The sequence below is a fragment of the Arthrobacter sp. SDR-2R genome (genome assembly GCF_057747955.1).
The window spans coordinates 85,083-102,259 of record NZ_CM173231.1; the positions used below are offsets into that span (position 1 = coordinate 85,083).

General features: G+C 65.6%; 17 protein-coding genes. 5 read left to right on the forward strand and 12 right to left on the reverse strand.

Annotation, left to right across the window (positions count from 1 at the left end; all coding sequences use genetic code 11):
• Positions 1-25 precede the first annotated feature (25 nt).
• The 4 genes from AC3ANU_RS00395 (at position 26) to AC3ANU_RS00410 (ending at position 3,267) form a co-directional block, all read left to right on the forward strand.
• Positions 26-922 carry a transketolase gene (locus AC3ANU_RS00395; RefSeq protein WP_134165267.1) on the forward strand — a complete coding sequence of 299 codons (897 nt, stop codon included), beginning with the start codon at positions 26-28 and terminating at the stop codon, positions 920-922.
• Entirely contained in the window at positions 919-1,938 is a 1,020-nt protein-coding gene (locus tag AC3ANU_RS00400; protein WP_018770892.1) for a transketolase family protein, read from the forward strand. Before AC3ANU_RS00395 ends, AC3ANU_RS00400 begins: the two co-directional genes overlap by 4 nt.
• Before the next feature lie 122 nt (positions 1,939-2,060).
• The gene (locus AC3ANU_RS00405; protein WP_018770893.1) at positions 2,061-2,720 is read left to right on the forward strand and encodes a GntR family transcriptional regulator; all 660 of its coding nucleotides are present in this window, start codon (positions 2,061-2,063) and stop codon (positions 2,718-2,720) included.
• Positions 2,721-2,817: 97 nt separating this feature from the next.
• Complete coding sequence (locus AC3ANU_RS00410; protein WP_018770894.1) at positions 2,818-3,267, forward strand: DapH/DapD/GlmU-related protein; 450 nt, start codon at positions 2,818-2,820, stop codon at positions 3,265-3,267.
• 38 nt (positions 3,268-3,305) lie between these two features.
• Here the strand turns inward: AC3ANU_RS00410 and AC3ANU_RS00415 are convergent, their stop codons facing one another.
• Genes AC3ANU_RS00415 through AC3ANU_RS00435 form a run of 5 tightly spaced genes read right to left on the reverse strand, consistent with a single transcriptional unit; the run spans position 3,306 to position 9,040 of the window.
• The gene (locus AC3ANU_RS00415) at positions 3,306-4,358 is read right to left on the reverse strand and encodes a LacI family DNA-binding transcriptional regulator (RefSeq protein WP_488315219.1); all 1,053 of its coding nucleotides are present in this window, start codon (positions 4,356-4,358) and stop codon (positions 3,306-3,308) included.
• Positions 4,358-5,842: a glycoside hydrolase family 1 protein gene (locus tag AC3ANU_RS00420; RefSeq protein ID WP_488315220.1), complete on the reverse strand. Its 1,485-nt coding sequence runs from the start codon at positions 5,840-5,842 to the stop codon at positions 4,358-4,360. The genes AC3ANU_RS00415 and AC3ANU_RS00420 overlap by 1 nt, the downstream gene beginning before the upstream one ends.
• Positions 5,839-6,756 (reverse strand): carbohydrate ABC transporter permease, encoded by a 918-nt coding sequence (locus AC3ANU_RS00425; protein ID WP_268002451.1) that lies wholly within the window; start codon positions 6,754-6,756, stop codon positions 5,839-5,841. Before AC3ANU_RS00425 ends, AC3ANU_RS00420 begins: the two co-directional genes overlap by 4 nt.
• Positions 6,753-7,745, reverse strand: a complete 993-nt coding sequence (locus AC3ANU_RS00430; RefSeq protein WP_488315221.1) for a carbohydrate ABC transporter permease — start codon at positions 7,743-7,745, stop codon at positions 6,753-6,755. Before AC3ANU_RS00430 ends, AC3ANU_RS00425 begins: the two co-directional genes overlap by 4 nt.
• A 2-nt stretch (positions 7,746-7,747) precedes the next feature.
• The gene (locus AC3ANU_RS00435) at positions 7,748-9,040 is read right to left on the reverse strand and encodes an ABC transporter substrate-binding protein (RefSeq protein ID WP_488315222.1); all 1,293 of its coding nucleotides are present in this window, start codon (positions 9,038-9,040) and stop codon (positions 7,748-7,750) included.
• A 418-nt stretch (positions 9,041-9,458) separates the two neighbouring features.
• On the opposite strand from AC3ANU_RS00435, the gene AC3ANU_RS00440 reads away from it, so the two are divergent.
• Positions 9,459-11,288, forward strand: coding sequence for an adenylyl cyclase (locus tag AC3ANU_RS00440; protein WP_488315223.1), 1,830 nt, complete (start codon positions 9,459-9,461; stop codon positions 11,286-11,288).
• A 60-nt stretch (positions 11,289-11,348) separates the two neighbouring features.
• Here the strand turns inward: AC3ANU_RS00440 and AC3ANU_RS00445 are convergent, their stop codons facing one another.
• The 7 genes from AC3ANU_RS00445 to AC3ANU_RS00475 form a co-directional block, all read right to left on the reverse strand.
• Positions 11,349-12,386, reverse strand: coding sequence for a HoxN/HupN/NixA family nickel/cobalt transporter (locus AC3ANU_RS00445; protein WP_488315224.1), 1,038 nt, complete (start codon positions 12,384-12,386; stop codon positions 11,349-11,351).
• Positions 12,386-13,219: an urease accessory protein UreD gene (locus AC3ANU_RS00450; protein ID WP_235509724.1), complete on the reverse strand. Its 834-nt coding sequence runs from the start codon at positions 13,217-13,219 to the stop codon at positions 12,386-12,388. Before AC3ANU_RS00450 ends, AC3ANU_RS00445 begins: the two co-directional genes overlap by 1 nt.
• A 65-nt stretch (positions 13,220-13,284) precedes the next feature.
• On the reverse strand, positions 13,285-13,902 hold the full coding sequence (ureG, locus tag AC3ANU_RS00455) for an urease accessory protein UreG (RefSeq protein ID WP_488315225.1): 618 nt from the start codon (positions 13,900-13,902) through the stop codon (positions 13,285-13,287).
• Between the two features lie 42 nt (positions 13,903-13,944).
• Positions 13,945-14,625, reverse strand: a complete 681-nt coding sequence (locus AC3ANU_RS00460; RefSeq protein ID WP_018770904.1) for an urease accessory protein UreF — start codon at positions 14,623-14,625, stop codon at positions 13,945-13,947.
• The gene (ureE, locus tag AC3ANU_RS00465; RefSeq protein ID WP_018770905.1) at positions 14,606-15,085 is read right to left on the reverse strand and encodes an urease accessory protein UreE; all 480 of its coding nucleotides are present in this window, start codon (positions 15,083-15,085) and stop codon (positions 14,606-14,608) included. Before ureE ends, AC3ANU_RS00460 begins: the two co-directional genes overlap by 20 nt.
• 19 nt (positions 15,086-15,104) lie before the next feature.
• Positions 15,105-16,835 carry an urease subunit alpha gene (ureC, locus tag AC3ANU_RS00470; RefSeq protein WP_488315226.1) on the reverse strand — a complete coding sequence of 577 codons (1,731 nt, stop codon included), beginning with the start codon at positions 16,833-16,835 and terminating at the stop codon, positions 15,105-15,107.
• Positions 16,832-17,170: an urease subunit beta gene (locus AC3ANU_RS00475; protein WP_018770907.1), complete on the reverse strand. Its 339-nt coding sequence runs from the start codon at positions 17,168-17,170 to the stop codon at positions 16,832-16,834. Before AC3ANU_RS00475 ends, ureC begins: the two co-directional genes overlap by 4 nt.
• Between the last annotated feature and the right edge of the window lie 7 nt (positions 17,171-17,177).

Genomic DNA, 17,177 nt, shown 5'->3' on the forward strand with positions numbered 1-17,177 from the left:
GCACCAAACGATCACGGAGCCAGTAATGCCTACAGATACAGTCCAGGACAACGCACTGCAGACCGCAGTGACCCCGGAACGTGTGGACAGGATCAGCGCCGCCGCCTACCGGATCCGGCACCACGCCCTGAACATGGGCGAGGTGCAGGGCCAGGGGTACGTGGGCCAGGCACTGGGCGCCGCGGACATGCTCGCCGCCGTCTACGGGGACCAGCTGAAATTCCGCGCGGATGACCCGCACTGGGAGGGCCGGGACCGGTTCCTGCTCTCCACCGGGCACTACGCCATCGGCCACTACGCCGCCCTGGCGGAGGCCGGCATCGTCCCGGTCGAGGAGCTGGAAACCTACGGCTCGGACGACTCGCGGCTGCCCATGTCCGGGATGTCCACCTACACCCCCGGCATGGAAATTTCCGGCGGCTCCCTGGGGCACGGCCTGACCATCGCCGTCGGCATGGCTTTGGGCCTGCGCTACCAGGGCTCAAGCGCCCGGGTGTTCAACTTCCTCTCCGATGGCGAGCTGGACGAGGGCTCCACCTGGGAAGCGGCCATGGGCGCGCACCACCACCAGCTGGGCAACCTCACCGCCATGGTGGACATCAACGCCCTGCAGGCCGACGGCAAGACCGACACCGTGCTCCGGACTGAGCCGGTCACCGAAAAGTGGGAATCGTTCGGCTGGTACACGCAGCGGGTGGACGGGAACGACGTCGGCGCGCTGCTGGCAGCGTTCGACAACGCAGCCGCCCAGGCCGCCGCCGTCGGACGTCCCTCCGTGATCCTGTGCGACACCAAGGTGGGCCGCGGCGTCCCCCTGCTCGAGGACCGCGAAAAGGCGCACTTCATGCGCATCGAAGAAAACGAATGGCAGACCTGCCGCGAGCAGCTCACCGCCGGATATGAAGGAAAGGCTTCAGCATGAGCACCACCACCGAGGCTCCCGATACCGCAGCCGCGGCCAAGCCGAAGCTGAAGACCTCGGCGATGATCGCATCCTTCGCGGACCCGGGACAGAAGACGTCCTCCGCGCCGTTCGGTCACGCCCTGGTCAAGGCCGCGCAGGAGAACGACAGGATCGTGGGCCTGACCGCGGACCTGGGCAAGTACACGGACATGCACATCTTCGCCAAGGCCTTCCCGGAGCGGTTCTTCCAGATGGGCATGGCCGAGCAGCTGCTCTTCGGCGCCGCCGCGGGCCTGGCCGAAACCGGCCTCGTCCCGTTCGCGTCCACCTACTCGGTGTTCGCCGCCCGCCGCGCCTACGACTTCCTCTGCCTGGACGCGGCCGAACCGAACCTGAACGTCAACATCGTGGGCGGCCTGCCCGGCCTGACCACCGGTTACGGCCCAAGCCACCAGGCCACGGAGGACATGGCGATCTTCCGCGGCATGCCCAACCTGACCATCGTGGACCCCTGCGACTCGATCGACATCGAACAGGCAGTGCCGCAGCTCGCCGCCTCCGAAGGACCCACCTACCTGCGCCTGCTGCGCGGCAACGTGCCCACCGTCCTGGACGAGTACGACTACACGTTCGAACTCGGCAAGGCCAAGGTGCTGCGCGGCGGCAACGACGTCGTCTTCATCTCCTCCGGCCTGATGACCATGCGTGCGCTGCAGGCAGCCAAGGCGCTGGCGGCACACAACGTGGACGTCGCCGTCGTGCACACCCCCACCATCAAGCCGTTCGACGCCGAAACCGTCCTCAAGGAGATCAACACCGACCGGCTCGCCGTCACCCTGGAAAACCACTCCGTGGTGGGCGGACTGTTCGAAACCGTCGCCTCCGCCGTCGTCACCGCGGGCCTGGGCAAGCGGGTGGTGCCCGTGGCGCTCCCCGACCAGTTCCTGGACGCCGGCGCCCTGCCCACCCTGCACGAGCGCTACGGGCTGGCCACAGACCGCATCGTCGCCAAGGTCCTGGCCGAACTCGGCTAAAGGCCAGGCACCAGATGGAAAATGCACGGCACCGGTCCTAAGCCGGTGCCGTGCATTCTGCCGTACTATCGAAACTACTACCGACTGTAAACAGTCGACTTATGACATTGAGGACAGAAGCCATGGCCGGACTGACCGCCCCCTTGCTGGGACTGGAAAAGAAGAGCCTGCGCGAGCAGGCGCTCTCGGCGCTGAGGACCGCCATCACCAGCGGAGAACTGGAACCCGGCCGCCACCTGGTGGAAACCGAGCTGTCCGAGATGCTGCAGATCAGCCGCGGCACCCTTCGCGAAGCCCTCCGCCAACTGGAGCAGGAGGGCCTGCTGTCCGCCGGCCCCCGCGGCAGGCTGTCCGTCCGGCACCTGGACGAAAAGGAAATCCGGGACATTTACTCCGTCCGCGCCGCCCTGGAGTCCCTGGCTGCCCGGACCCTGTGCGAACTGCCGGACCGGCAGCAGGTCACCGAATCACTGCACAAGGCCATTGACGCCATGGAGGCCGCGGCCAGCGGCAGCCTTGAGGCGCGGATCGAATCCGATCTCGAATTCCACCGCACGCTGTGCCGGCTCACCGGCAACGAAACACTGCTCCACTCCTGGGAATCCCTGGAGGGCTCCATCCGGATGTCCATCATGTTCGCCGGCCTGGAAAAAGGCGTCAGCAACATGAGCGTGGACCGGCACAAGGACATCGTCGCCGCCATCGACACCGGGGATGCCACCCTGGCCCGCAAGACCATCCTGGAACACATGGACACCGCGGCAGCCAACCTGGTGGCGTAGCTTTCGGCCTCTTTACCTTCCCGATTGGGAATCCCACGGCACTCCCAGCCGTTAACCTACTGCGCGGTAAATAACCGCGGCGTTAACGAGGGATGGTATGACCGCAAAGTTTGTGTCAGTTGAGGACGACGCCGGCAAGGTCACCCGGTATGCCCGCCACGACAACGGCGGCGGCCTCATTGCACCTGGAGCCATCGTGGCCGACAGCGCCAGGATCGGCTCCATGAGCTATGTGGAACACGGGGCCAGGGTGGGTGCAGGCTGCCGGATTGGACACGGCAGCTGGATCGACCGGGACGCGACGATCGGTGACCGGACGGTGATCGGCGATGGCGTGCGCATTGGCCGGGGCACGGTGATCGGCAACCGGGTCCACATTGGCAGCCACTCAAGGATTGGTTCCAGCGTCCTGATCGAACACGGCGCCCACCTGGACAGCGACAGCACGGTGCCTGACGGCAGCGAGGTCCTCGCCGGGGCGCACTCACGCCTGGCACCGGCCCGGCACCGGCAGCACCGGAGAGTCAAGGGCGGGATAGCGGCCTAACCCGGGGCTGTAGGTTCGCGGGTTACTGGGTTAATGGGTCACGGGGCGGTGCTCCCGCGCACCACCAGTTCCGCCGGATAGATGACCGGTTCCGATGCCTCTTCGGGGTTTCCGATGGCGCTGACCAGAAGCTTTCCTGCCGCAGCAGCCATCTCCACCATGGGATGGGCCACCGTTGTCAGTCCCAGGCCGTTCGCCGCCTGGATGGAATGGTTATCGAAGCCGACAACCGCCACGTCGACGGGCACACGGCGGCCCGCACTTCGAAGAGTGTCCACGACGCCAAGCGCCATGAGGTCGGACGCAGCGAAGATCCCGTCCACCTCAGGCGCCGTGGACAGCAGGTGCTCCGTAGCCTCCGCACCTCCCGCCGTCGTGAAGTCCCCGTGGATGACGGGCCCGGGCTGGAGGCCGGCTTCCCGCAATCCCTGCAGCCAACCTTCCAGGCGGTCGACGGCGGCTGTCATGTCCGTAGGGCCGGCAACAGTTCCGAGCCTGGTGCGGCCGATGCCGGCCAGGTGCCGCGCTGCCAACCGGCCGCCCTCGAAGTTGTCCAGGTCCACGTAGGGAATCCCGGATGCCGTGTCCCACGGCCTGCCGATGAAGACGGTTGGCAGCCCGGTGGCTCCCAGGGTCTCCACCCAGTCGTCCGCCCGGTGATGGGACACCACGATCGCGCCGTCAACGTGACCGCCGCGCAGGTAGCGGATGGTCCGTGCAGAATCGTCCCCTGCCCGGGACATCAGCAGGACCAGCTGCAGGTCCGTATCGCGCAGTGCCTCGTTGACTCCCGTGATCACCGCAGCAAAATAAGGGTCCATCATGACCCTGGCATCAGGTTCAGGGATCACCAGGGCCACCGAACCCGCACGCCGGGTAACCAGGCTCCGCGCAGCACGGTTGGGCGTGTAGCCCAAAGCGAGGATCGCGGCGTCGACGGCCGCTTTGGCTTCGGGACTCACCTTCAATCCGCCGTTGATGGCACGGGAGGCAGTAGAGCGGGACACGCCGGCGGCCGACGCCAGGTCCTCCAGCGTTGGACTTGGCCGCCCCGCCCCTGCCGGGGCCGGGCGGCTGGAGTTTGCGTTCATTACACCGACAATACGACACCTTGGCCTGATGCCGGCACGAGGTTGCTGGCCGCCGTCATGGCGTTGCCGGATGCCACCGCCGCGTACCACAAACCGCTCGCTTTCGGGACACGATTCTGGGTTGGATAGTCCACCCGGACCAGGCCGAAGCGCTGATGGTATCCAAAGGACCATTCAAAGTTGTCCAGCAGGGACCATGCGAGATAGCCGCGGACATCCACGCCGTCTTCGATGGCCCCGTGGACGGCCTGGAGATGGGCTGCGAAGAACCCCAGCCGGTCCTGGTCGTCCACGAACCCCGCTTCATTGGGAACATCATTGTAGGCGGCCCCGTTTTCGGTGATGTAGATGGGGATCCCGGCGGGTCCGGTGTAGTCTCCATGCAGCCGGTTGAGCAGGCGCCGCAGCCCCTCCGGCTGGACCTCCCAGCCCATGCCCGTTCTTGGCAGGCCCCTTGGAACCGACCGCGCCCCGTCGGCCGCCACGAAAGGGGAGGACACCGGGCGCGCTGTCTGCCCGGGGACCGACGTCGTCTCCTGACCCGCCTGTTCCCCGGGGTCCGCCGGGTCCTTCGTGAGGGATTCACCGTGGTAGTAGTTGACGCCCAGCAGGTCCAGCGGCGTGGAAATAAGATCCAGGTCACCGTCATGCACCAGGTCAGCCATTCCCAGGTGTGCGACGTCTGCCAGGAGATCGTCCGGATACTCGCCGCGGAACAACGGGTCAAGGAAAATCCTGTTGAACTGCCCGTCGATCCGCCTGGCAGCGTCCCGGTCGCCGGCGCTGCCGGGGTCCCTGGGATCGGCGACCGTCAGGTTCAGGGTGATGCCCAGGGACGTTGAAGCGTCTCGGCGCCGGAGTTCCCGGACCGCCAGGCCGTGGCCCAGCAAAAGATGGTGTGCCGCAGCAAGGGCTGAACGGGGTTCCTGACGCCCCGGGGCATGGATGCCGGCAGCGTAGCCAAGGAAAGCCGAACACCACGGCTCGTTAAGGGTCGTCCAGATGCGGACCCGGTCCCCCAGCACGCTGTGCATCAGGGCCGCGTACTCGGCGAAACGGTATGCGGTGTCCCGGTTGGCCCAGCCGCCTTTCTCTTCAAGTGCCTGTGGCAGGTCCCAGTGGTAGAGGGTCAGCCATGGCGTGATCCCGGCGGCCAGCAGTTCATCCACCAGGCGGGAGTAGAAGGCGATCCCTTCCGGGTTGGGTGTGACGCCGTCGGGCACGCAGCGCGCCCAGGACGTGGAGAACCGGTACGCCTTCATGTGCAGCTTGCCCATGAGCGCCACGTCCTGCTTGTAGAGCCGGTAGTGGTCGCAGGCCACGTCACCGTTGTGGCCGTCCGCGACGGCACCGGGCAGCCGGGCGAACACATCCCAGATGGAGTCCTCTCGGCCGCCGGTGTGTGCTGCGCCTTCGATCTGATAGGCAGCTGTTGCCGCGCCCCAGAGGAAACCCTCCGGAAATTCAAGTCGGGTGGGACTCATCCTTTGACTGCTCCTTGCATAATTCCAGATACGAGTTGCCGGCCTGCAGCGATAAAGAGGAGCAGGAGCGGGATGGTGGCCAGGACTGCGCCGGCCAGGACCACGGAGTAGTCCACGAAGTGGGCCGCCTGGAGCAGCTGCAGGGCCACCGGAAGGGTGGGGTTCGAAGGGTCAAGGACAATGAACGGCCAGAAGAAGTTCGTCCAGGTGGCCACGAAAGTGAACAACGCGAGCATGGCGGCAGCAGGCCTTGCCGCCGGGAATCCGACGTGCCAGAAGGCCTGGATCATGGAAGCACCGTCCATCCTCACAGCTTCAATCAGTTCATCCGGGAGGGCGTCGCGCAGGTACTGGGTCATCCAGAAGACGCCGAATGCGGTAACAACGCCGGGGATGATGACGGCCCAGAGGGATCCGGTCCATCCCAGTTTGGACATCAGGATAAACAGCGGGACTACGCCGAGCTGGGTGGGAACGGCCATGGTTGCGATGACAAACACCAGCAGCGCCTTGCTGCCGCGGAAGCGGAGCTTGGCGAAGGCGAATCCGGCAAGGGTGGAGAACACGACGACGGATGCCGCCGTCACGCAGGAGACCATAAGGCTGTTGCCCATTGCCTTCCAGAACGGAATGCTGTCAAAGACTTTGGCGGCGTTGGCCAGGAAGTTCCCGCCAGGCAGCAGCGGCATGCCGCGGCTCAGTACGGTGTTGTCGTGGCTGCCCACCAGGAAGGACCAATAGAGCGGAAAGAGGGACGCCAGGAGGACAGCGCCCAGGAAGCCGTAGGTGAGGAAGCCGGGCCGGCGGTCACTTCCGTGGCCCGACCTTTGTTTCCGGGTACCTGGCCCGCGCCGCGCTGCTGCCTTGGCCGCCCCTTTCCCGGCGGACTGTTCGATCATGGGAATGGAGCTCACTTGCGGCCTCCGTTGCTTGCGATGCGTTTGGTGATGAGGAAGTTGAGCAGGGCGATCAGCACGATGATCAGGAAGAGCAGCCAGGCCACGGCAGATGCCCTGCCGAAGTTGCGCTGGCCCCAGCCGAGTTCCCAGATGTACATGGTCAGCGTCTGCCACTGCCTGTCCGCTCCGCCCAGGCCGGACTGGTCGAAAACCCGCGGTTCGTCGAAAATCTGAAGACCACCGATGGTGGATGTGATCACCACGAAGATCACCGTTGGCCGCAGCATGGGAACGGTCACGGAAAAGAACTGCCGCAGCCTGCCCGCGCCGTCGATTGTTGCCGCCTCGAACACATCCCGGGGTATGGCCTGCATTGCTGCGAGGAAGATCAGCGCGTTGTAGCCGGTCCAGCGGAAGTTCACCATGGTGGCAATAGCCAGGTGGCTCGCAACGGGCTCTGAATGCCACCGGACCGGGTCCAGCCCTGCCGCCGTCAACATCCCGTTAACCAGCCCAAACTGGTCCGCAAAGAGATTGTTGAAGATCAGGCCTACTGCCACCGGCGCCACGACGAAGGGGACCAGGACCCCCATCCGCCAGAACGTCCTCGCCCTCAGGTTCGCGTCCAGCACCGCCGCTATCACCAGGGCGATAACAACCTGGGGAACGGAGGACAGGATGAAGATGCTGAAGGTGTTGCCCACGGCGTTCCAGAAGTAGGGCTGGGCCACGATGAAGGCGTAGTTTTCCAGGCCCGTGAACTTCCCCTGGCCGCCGATGAGGTTCCAGTTGTGCAGGGAAACCCATGCCGTGTACACCAGCGGGAACAGCCCGGTGACGGCGAACAGGATAAAGAACGGCGAGATGTAGAGGTAGGGGGACAGCTTTACGTCCCACCTGGAGACCTGCTGCGAGAAGGCCAGGCGCCGGACACTCTTCGCGCCCGCCGGACGCGGGGACTGTCCCCCGGCGCTTTGGGGCTTGACCCGGTCGGTGACAGTCATGCCTAGAGGGCTTTCACCGCGGCGGCGAACTTCTCCCAGGAGGAGGCGGCGTCGTCGGATTTGTCCACATCCACCCGGGTGAGGGCCTGCTGCATGGCGTCGTTGATGGCAAAGAACTTGCTTCCCTTGAAAGGCGTCACGTCAACGGCCTTGGCGCGTTCGGCGAAGATCCGGCCGGTGGGCGCACCGTTGAAGAACCCGTTCGTCTGGTCCAACAGTTCACTGCTTTCCAGGGCCTTCTTCTGGCTGGGGAAGGTGCCCTTGGCAGTGAATGCCTTGATCTGCTGTTCGGGTGCGGTCAGCCAGCCTGCCAGCTTTTTCGCCTCGGCCTGGTGCGCGCCCTGGGTGGGGACCGTCAGGTAGGACCCGCCCCAGTTTCCGCCGCCGCCTGGGAAGACGTTGGCCACGTCCCAGCCGGCGACCCCCGCCGCGTTGCCCTCGATGACACCGAGCATCCAGCCCGGGCAAAGGGTGGTGGCGAAGGCGCCGGTCTGGAAACCGGAAGCCCAGTCATCGCTCCACTGCTTGAGATGAGCTGACAGCCCGTCCTCGGTGGAGGCTTTGAGGACCTGGTTGTAGGTGTCCCTGACCTTCTGGTTCTCCGTGGCGATGACGGTGCCGTCTTCCTCCTCGTAGACCTTGTCAAGCTGGTTGCTCATGCCCTGGTAGATAGCCCCGGCGGAGTCGAACCAGGCGGACTTCGGCCTGGCGGCCTTGAATGCCTTCCCGGCTTGGAAGTAGCTGTCCCACGTGGTGCCCAGCAGTTTGGCAACTTCCTCACGCTGGGTGGGCAGGCCGGCCTTTTTGAACTGCTCAGCGTTGTAGCAGACGGCCTCAGGGCCGGAGTCGGTCCCGTAGCCAAGAAGCTTGCCGTCGGCGGTTGTGGCGGCCTCGGCCTTCCAGTCCAGCCAGCGACCTTCAACAGCGGGGTCGCTCAGGTCCGCGAAGCGGTCCGGATACTGCAGGAGTTCCGGGAGCCAATCCACCTCTACGGCCTCGATATCGGACAAGCCTGAGCCGGCGGCCAGGCGCGTCGTGAGGTTGTCCCGTGCTTCATTCGTGGTTGCCGCCTTCTTGTGCACGATGGTCACGTTCGGATTCAGGGCTTTGTATTCCTCAAAGAGCGCCTCGTAGCCGAATTCGTTGAACGTGCCGACCGTGAGCGTTACGGGCTCGGATCCCGTTGCACCGTTGACTCCTGCCTTCTCGGGCGATGAGGAACCGCACGCGGTCAACGACAGGGCAAGGCACGCGGCGGCAGCCGAAAGCACGGAGAACTTGCTGGGGTTTTTCACAGGGGAAGACTCCTTCGTCAGAAATGCCCCATTGGTCCGATGGACGGTGGGGCTGGGGAGCGGTGGGGACGGGTCGGAGGCCGATCCGCGGTGGGAGCGCTCTCACCAAATGGTGTCCCATCTCACAGATGGTTGTCAAGATGAGGTAGGAGCGCTCCCATATGCCCTTGTCGACCCCCCGTTGCGGTGTTAGGCTTCCCCGACGAGAGCGCTCCCACGGCCGCGTCTTTTCGCCGCCCACATCCGTCTCAACGAATCCCACCGACGAACAGGACCAGCAATGCCGCTAGCCCACCTGCCCCAACCGCCGCGCGCCGAAAGGCCCAACGGCCCCCAACCGCGGCGAATGAAAAGCCCCCTTAGACACGTCACCGGCACTGCGGTCCTCCTGGCCGGCCTGATAGGCAGCGGAGGAGGAATGGCCGTCGCGTCGCCCGCCGCACCACAGGCATGGGCCCCGACCCAGGCAGCCGCGCCCCAGGCCCCCCTGCCGGCCGCGATCCCGGCTCCTCCACAGGCGACGCAACACCCCTTCGGACCCAATGTGTACGTCTTCGACCCCAGCATGCCGGTGGCCCGGATCCAGGCAACGGTGGACTCCATCGCGGCGCAGCAGGTGGACGACGAAATGGGGACCAAACGCTATTCCCTGTTGTTCAAACCCGGCACCTATGGAACCCCGGAGCAGCCGCTGATTGTCCAGGTGGGCTACTCCACGGAGGTTGCGGGGCTGGGTGCTGCACCCACCGACGTCACCATCAACGGGCACGTGGACGTCTACAACCGCTGCCTGTCCGCGGACAACTGCATCGCGCTGAACAACTTCTGGCGTTCGCTGTCCAACCTCACCATCAACGTCACCGGACTTGAAGGCTGCCGCAGCTCGGCGAACTTCTGGGCGGCTTCGCAGGCCTCACCCATGCGGCGGATCAACATCACCGGCGGCAACCTTTCCCTCATGGACTACTGCACGGCAGGGCCGCAGTACGCCAGTGGCGGCTTCATCGCGGATTCAAAGACGGGCGCCGTCATCAACGGCTCACAGCAGCAGTACCTGGTCCGCAACAGCAGCATCGGCAGCTGGTCCAACGGAGTGTGGAACCAGGTGTTCTCGGGCGTAAACGGGGCGCCTCCGCAGTCCTTCCCGAACCCGCCGTACACCACCCTGGCCGCCACGCCGATCAGCCGCGAGAAGCCGTACTTGACGTTGGATCAGGCCGGCCAGTACAACGTGTTCCTGCCCGCCGTCCGCCAGGACTCTGCCGGGACCACGTGGGAAAACGGTCCCACAGAGGGCCGCAGCATCCCCTTGGCCGACTTCTATGTCGCGAAGCCCGGCGATTCAGTGCAGGCCATCAACTCCCAGCTGGCCAGGGGAAAGCACCTCCTCCTGACCCCGGGGGTGTACGACGTTGACCAAAGCATCGAGGTCAAGCGGGCAGGAACCGTCGTTCTCGGGCTGGGCATGGCAACCCTCACCGCCGTCAACGGAGCGGTCCCCTTGACGGTGGCGGATGTCCCTGGTGTCGACGTCGCCGCCGTCACCATAGATGCCGGAGAGGTGGAGTCACCTGCCCTGATGCGCGTCGGCAAGGCCCGCCAGGGCGCAGGGAGCGGACCGGCCAACTCCGCCGCCCACAGTGATCCGGCCAACCCCACCACGCTCCACGACGTGTTCTTCCGCATCGGCGGCCCGCATGTTGGCAAGGCTTCGGTCAGCCTGGAAGTCAACAGCGACAACGTCCTCCTGGACCACATCTGGGCCTGGCGCGCCGACCATGGGAACGGCGTCGGCTGGACCACCAACACCGGCGCGAACGGCGTGATCGTCAACGGCAACAACGTCACCGCCACGGGCCTGTTCGTGGAGCACTACCAGCAGTACAACGTCATCTGGAACGGCGAAGGCGGCAAGACCGTCTTCTTCCAGAATGAGCTCCCCTACGACGCGCCCAACCAGGCAGCGTGGCAGCACGACGGCGTCCTGGGCTGGGCAGGTTACAAGGTGGCAGATTCCGTCAAAACCCACGAGCTGTGGGGCGGCGGCAGCTACGTGTACAACAACGTGGATCCAAGCATCCACGCCACCCGTGGCTTTGAGGTTCCGGTAACGCCGGGTGTGAGGCTGCACAGCCTTTTGACGGTGAACCTCGGCGCGGGAACGCTGGACCACGTGGTCAATGACACCGGCGCACCGGTGTCAACCGACGCCGTCGGAGTTCCGAGCTACGTAGCCGACTTCGGCTAAAGAACCCCCTCAGGACCACCGCAGGGCGCGGTGCGGCAGTCAAGGCCGCACCGCGCCCTGCTAGGTGTTTCGAAGTGCCTTCCCTCGCAGCCCGGCCCCGCCCCACACGGCCAGGAGCAGCGCCACCAGCAGCAGGCCGGCGTCGCCCAGGTCGACGGACGCCAGCCACGCGGTCAGCGGATCCTCAGGGGCAAAGGCCGCGTGGAAGAACCCGGCCAAGGTAATCACCGAGATGAACAGCGCCGAGACCGCGGAAATGCCCGTGACCAGCGCGTTGAAGCCGAGCTTCCGCCGGGGATCATCCAACGCGGAGCGGTACATCCGCATCATGGCCATGCCGTTCAGCGAGTCGCACAGGGTCATCGCGGCAGCGAAGGCAAGCGGCAGCGCAAGCAAGGCGAAGGGCGGCACCCCGGCCAGCGAGGCCGCCGTCGCCATCATCAGCAGCCCGATGGTGGTGGCAGTATCAAAGCCCAGGCCGAACAGGAAGCCGATCACATAGATGCTCCCCGGCCGGCGCACCCGGGACAGCGGACGGGCGAGCAGCCGCGCCACCAGCCCCTGCGGCGCCAGGTCCCGGTGGCCAATGGTGGCGCCATCACGGGCGCGCCGGTAGGCAGAAAGTGAGCGGGTGAACGCGGAGCCGTTGAACAGTCCGATGGCCAGCAGGAACAGGCCGGACACACCACTGCCAATCAGGCCCAGGACCAGGTTTCCGGCCGTACCGTCCTGCATCAGTCCGCCCACCACGGACGCGCCGGCGATCACCAGCACGCCTGCCAGGGTCACCACTGAGCTGTGGCCCAGGCTGAAGGCGAAGCCCACGCTCACCGGGTCCTGCCCCTGGGCAACGAACCTGCGGGTGGAGTTGTCGATCGCTGCGAGGTGGTCCCAGTCGTAGCTGTGCTTCACGCCTGCGAGGTAAGCGGTGAGCACCAGCCCCGAGGACAGCGGCCGGCTTCCTGCGCCGAAGGTCCCGGCTAGCAAAAGGACGACGGCGGCGGCATGGAGCGCGGCTACCGCACCGAAAGTGAACAGCACCCGGGTCCGGAGCGGCAGCAGGTCCCGGTCACGGTAGAGGATGCCGATGCTGGTCATCAGTGCTTCCTCAGGTTTAGCGGGGCCTGGCCGTACCAGAGTCCGCGGAGCAGGTCCGTGCAGGAACGGAGCAGCAGGTTCAGTTCGTCGGTGCTGTGGGAGAGGCTCCGCAGCACCAGTCCGGTTGTGCCTGCCACGGTGCGGGTCAGGGAGATGCCGGTCAGCGATTCCCGGCCGGCGGTGAGGCCGTGGAGTTGGTCGGCGAGCGCCTGGTCCACCCGTGCGTCCACCACCACCAGCGACGCCAGGTGGCTGTATCCCTCCATGAAGCCGAGTCCGGTGACGTCGTGGAGTGGCGGCCGGATCAGCAGGTTGTCCAGTGCCAGCAGCTGCGGGTCACCATCAGCGGCCTCAATATGGATGTCGTTGCGCAGCCGGACTTCCTGGTACCGGAAGGCGGCTCCGTCGGGCGACCAGCCGGGGGTTACTACCTCGGCCATGACCAGGCTCGACGACGGCCGCAGGGTCACGGAGGTCCGCTGCCGGTAACTGGCCTGGCGGTAGGCGATGAGCTGGTCGGGCATGAGTTCCAGCCGCGCCCCCTCCCCCAGCCGCACAGTCATCCGCTGCTCTGCAAAAGACCCGGGAGTCCGGTAAACCTTCGTGGCGGACTGGGTGGTCAGGAGAAGGTCGGCCCCATCCTGGACCTCAACATCAACAAGGAAGAGGTCAGCGCCAAGATACGCCCCGCCAGGATTCACGACGACATAACAAACCTGCCCGGAGTCATCGAGGTAGTGCGGCCGGAGTACCCGAAGGGCCCCCTCATGGAACTGATGTGAGGCAAGGGACCGGCGGCCCCGCAAAGTGACGCCCAGCTCAAGCCGCCCCATAGGTGACTGTCCGTGGCTGGATCCGGCGGCTTCGCCGGATTTGGGCAAGTCCACGACTGCCATGTCTATTGCGCCAGGTCGAGCATCAGGACGTCGTGCCGGATCCAGTCGATGACCTTGTCCAGGCCCTCGTCAGTTTTCAGGTTGGTGAAGCAGAACGGTTTGTTGCCTCGGAATTCCTTGGAATCCCGCTCCATGACGGCCAGGTCAGCCCCGACGTGCGGCGCGAGGTCGGTTTTGTTGATGATGAAGAGGTCGGACTTGATCATGCCCTGGCCGGCTTTGCGCGGGATCTTTTCGCCCTGGGCCACGTCGATGATGTAGATGGAGAAGTCCACGAGTTCGGGGCTGAAGGTGGCGGAAAGGTTGTCGCCGCCGGATTCGACGAAGATGACCTGAAGGTCGGGGTGGCGGGCTTTGAGTTCCTCGATGGCGGCGGTGTTCATGGAGGTGTCCTCGCGGATGGCGGTGTGGGGGCAGCCGCCGGTTTCGACGCCGATGATCCGGTCCACGGGGAGGATGCCGTTGGCGGCGAGGATCTTGGCGTCCTCGATGGTGTAGATGTCGTTGGTGATGGCGGCCATGGAGATCCCGCCGCTCATGTGCCGGGTGAGCCGCTCCACGAGCTGGGTCTTGCCGGCTCCCACGGGGCCGCCGATGCCGATCTTGATGGGTTCAGACATATGTCCTCCTTTGACTCAAAAGCACAGTATTTACAGGCACTGTCAGCTCATGAACATCCGGGCACGTTGGCGTTCGTGCCGCATTTGCGAGATTTCCAGCCCCGGACTGACGGCGCCGAAGTCGTCCAGCGTCAGGCGGGCGATGCTGTCGATGGCGGCAGCAACGTCGTCGTGCGCTTTCCGCAGCACCCGCTGCCCGGCGTTCTGCCCCAGGGGGATGGCGCGGACGGCATTCTGCGTCAGGGAGGTGGCGGTGGCAAAGAGGTAGGCGGCGAGCGCCTCCTGGAGCGGCACGCCCAGGGAGCGGGCGACGACGGCGAACGCCAGCGGCTGGTGCCCGGCGGCCCGGCCCGTGGTCACCAGGTCCCGGTACAGTTCCAGCGCAGGCGACGGAAACACCTCCGCCCCGATCTCCAGCAACCGAAGCCCCATTTTGATGCCCGCCTCCCGCACCTGCCGGGGCAACAGGGACGCAGAGAGCAAAGTATCCAGCTCCCCCACATCAACACCCCCGTAGAGAAAGCGGATGGCGAGCCCGTCAGAGTATGTCAGCTGCTGCCCGATGAACGCGCCGAGCCAGATACCGAAGGACTCTTCATCAGATACGAGCTCCCGCTCGATGTATGTCTCGAACCCAAGGGAGTGCGCAAACGCCCCGGTAGGCAAAGCGGAATCGACAAGCTGCTGAAGCGCCAGCTGATAGTTAGTGGCTGTGCTCAGCATGGCGGAAAGGTACAGGCATGACGCGTTCCTGGCGGGTGTAGGGGACGGCATTGTGGCGGAGGTAGTCCTCGACGGTGTGGTCGTAGGCGCACACCATGACGTCCGCCCCGTATTCGGAAGCGGCGTCGAAGAACTGGGCCTGGAGGTGGCGGTTGCCGAGGGAGTGCGCGGTGACGCCCATTTCGGAGATGGTGCGGGGTGCGATGACCAGGACGTCGGTGGGCAGCACGGACACCACGATCATGTTGGCCTCTTCCACGTGGAGGATGTCGCCGTCGCGGAGGTCCCCGGAGCCGGAGGGGAGGCGGATGCCGATTTCCTTTCCGTGGTCGGTGGTGGCGCGCTGGATGCGTTTGACCAGCTGGGAGCTGGGAAGCACCACCTTTTCCCGGTGCAGCCCGGCGTAGGTTTCGGGGTCCGGAAGGTCGTGCAGGTTGCCGAGGACTTTGTCGATGATCACGTGGGGGCTCCGGTGGGGTCTAGAACAGGAAATAACGCTGGGCCATGGGCAGGACGTCCGCGGGTTCGCAGGTGACGTCCTCGCCGTCGACGGTTACCTGGTACGTTTCCGGGTCCACCTGGATGTCGGGGGTGGCGTCGTTGTACTTGAGGTCGGCCTTGGTGAGGGTCCGGATGCCGGAGACGGCCCGGATGACCTTTTCCAGCCCCAGTTCCTGGGGTACCCCGGCGTCGATCGCGGCCTGGGACAGGAAGGTGATGGAGGACTGCTGCATGGCTTTGCCGAACGTGGCGAACATGGGCCGCATGGTGCGGGGCTGGGGAGTGGGGATGGAGGCGTTCGCGTCCCCCATCAGTGCGTAGGCGATCTGCCCGCCCTTGAGCACCAGCTCCGGTTTGACGCCGAAGAATGCGGGATCCCAGAGGACCAGGTCCGCGAACTTGCCCACCTCCAGGGACCCTACGGAGTCGGCGATGCCCTGGGCGATGGCGGGGTTGATGGTGTATTTCGCCACGTAGCGCTTGAGCCGGAAGTTGTCGCTGCCCGCGCTGCCATGGATTCCTGCGGCGGAATCTTCCAACACCCCGCGCTGTTTCTTCATCTTGTCCGCCACCTGCCAGGTGCGGGTGATCACCTCGCCCACCCGGCCCATTGCCTGGGAGTCGGAGGAGGTGATGGAGAAGATGCCCAGGTCCTGCAGGACGTCCTCGGCGGCGATTGTCTCGGCCCGGATCCGGGAATCGGCGAAGGCCACGTCCTCGGGGATGTCCGGGTTGAGGTGGTGGCACACCATGAGCATGTCCAGGTGCTCTTCGATGGTGTTCCGCGTATAGGGCAGCGTGGGGTTGGTGGAGGCCGGCAGGACATTGGGCATGCCGGCAATCTTGATGATGTCCGGGGCGTGGCCGCCGCCGGCACCCTCCGTGTGGAAGGTGTGGATGACGCGGCCGTCGATGGCGCGGATGGTGTCCTCCACGAATCCGCACTCATTCAAGGTGTCGGTGTGGATGGCCACCTGGACGTCGTACTCGTCCGCCACCTTCAGGGAGGTGTCGATGGAGGAGGTGGTGGATCCCCAGTCCTCGTGGACTTTCAGCCCGATGGCGCCGGCGCGGATCTGCTCGGCCAAAGGTTCGACGGCGGACGCGTGGCCTTTCCCGAACAGCCCGATGTTGATGGGCAGCCCCTCAGCCGCCTGCAGCATCCGCTGGATGTGCCACTTTCCGGGTGTGACGGTGGTGGCCTTGGTGCCTTCGGCAGGGCCGGTGCCGCCGCCGATCATGGTGGTCACCCCGCTGGCCAGGGCCGTGGGCACCTGGTCCGGGGAGATGAAGTGGATGTGGGTGTCGATTCCGCCGGCAGTGAGGATCTTCCGTTCGCCGGCGATGATTTCGGTGCCGGCCCCGATGACGATGTCCACGCCGTCGGTGATCTGCGGGTTCCCGGCTTTGCCGATGCGGAAGATATGCCCGTCCTTGAGTGCCACGTCCGCTTTGTAGATGCCGGTGTAGTCCAGGACCACCGCGTTGGTGATGACGGTGTCGGGAATGTCCTCATCGCGGGTGGCCTGGCCGTTCTGGCCCATGCCGTCGCGGATTACCTTGCCGCCACCGAACACTACTTCCTCACCGTAGACGGTGAGGTCCTGTTCGATCTCGAGGAACAGGTCGGTGTCCGCCAGGCGGAGCCTGTCACCGGCGGTGGGCCCGTACAGGTCCGCGTACTGCCGGCGCGGGATCTCGAAGCTCACTGGACGTCCCCTTCCTGGCGGGTGCCGCCGTCGAGCTTTCCGTTGACCGCGTTGCTGAGCCCGAACACCTCGCGGCGCCCGGCCAGTTCGATCAGCCGCACGCTCCGGGAGTCCCCCGGCTCAAACCGCGCAGCCGTTCCCGCAGGAATGTCCAGGCGCCGGCCGTAGGCGGCGTCCCGGTCGAAGGACAAGGCAGCGTTGGCCTCGGCGAAGTGGAAGTGGGAACCCACCTGGACGGGCCGGTCGCCGGTGTTGGTCACGGCCACCTCGATCGCGTCCCTGCCCGCGTTCGCGGTCACGGGCTCCGGCCGGAGAACGTACTCGCCTGGGATCATTGCGGCT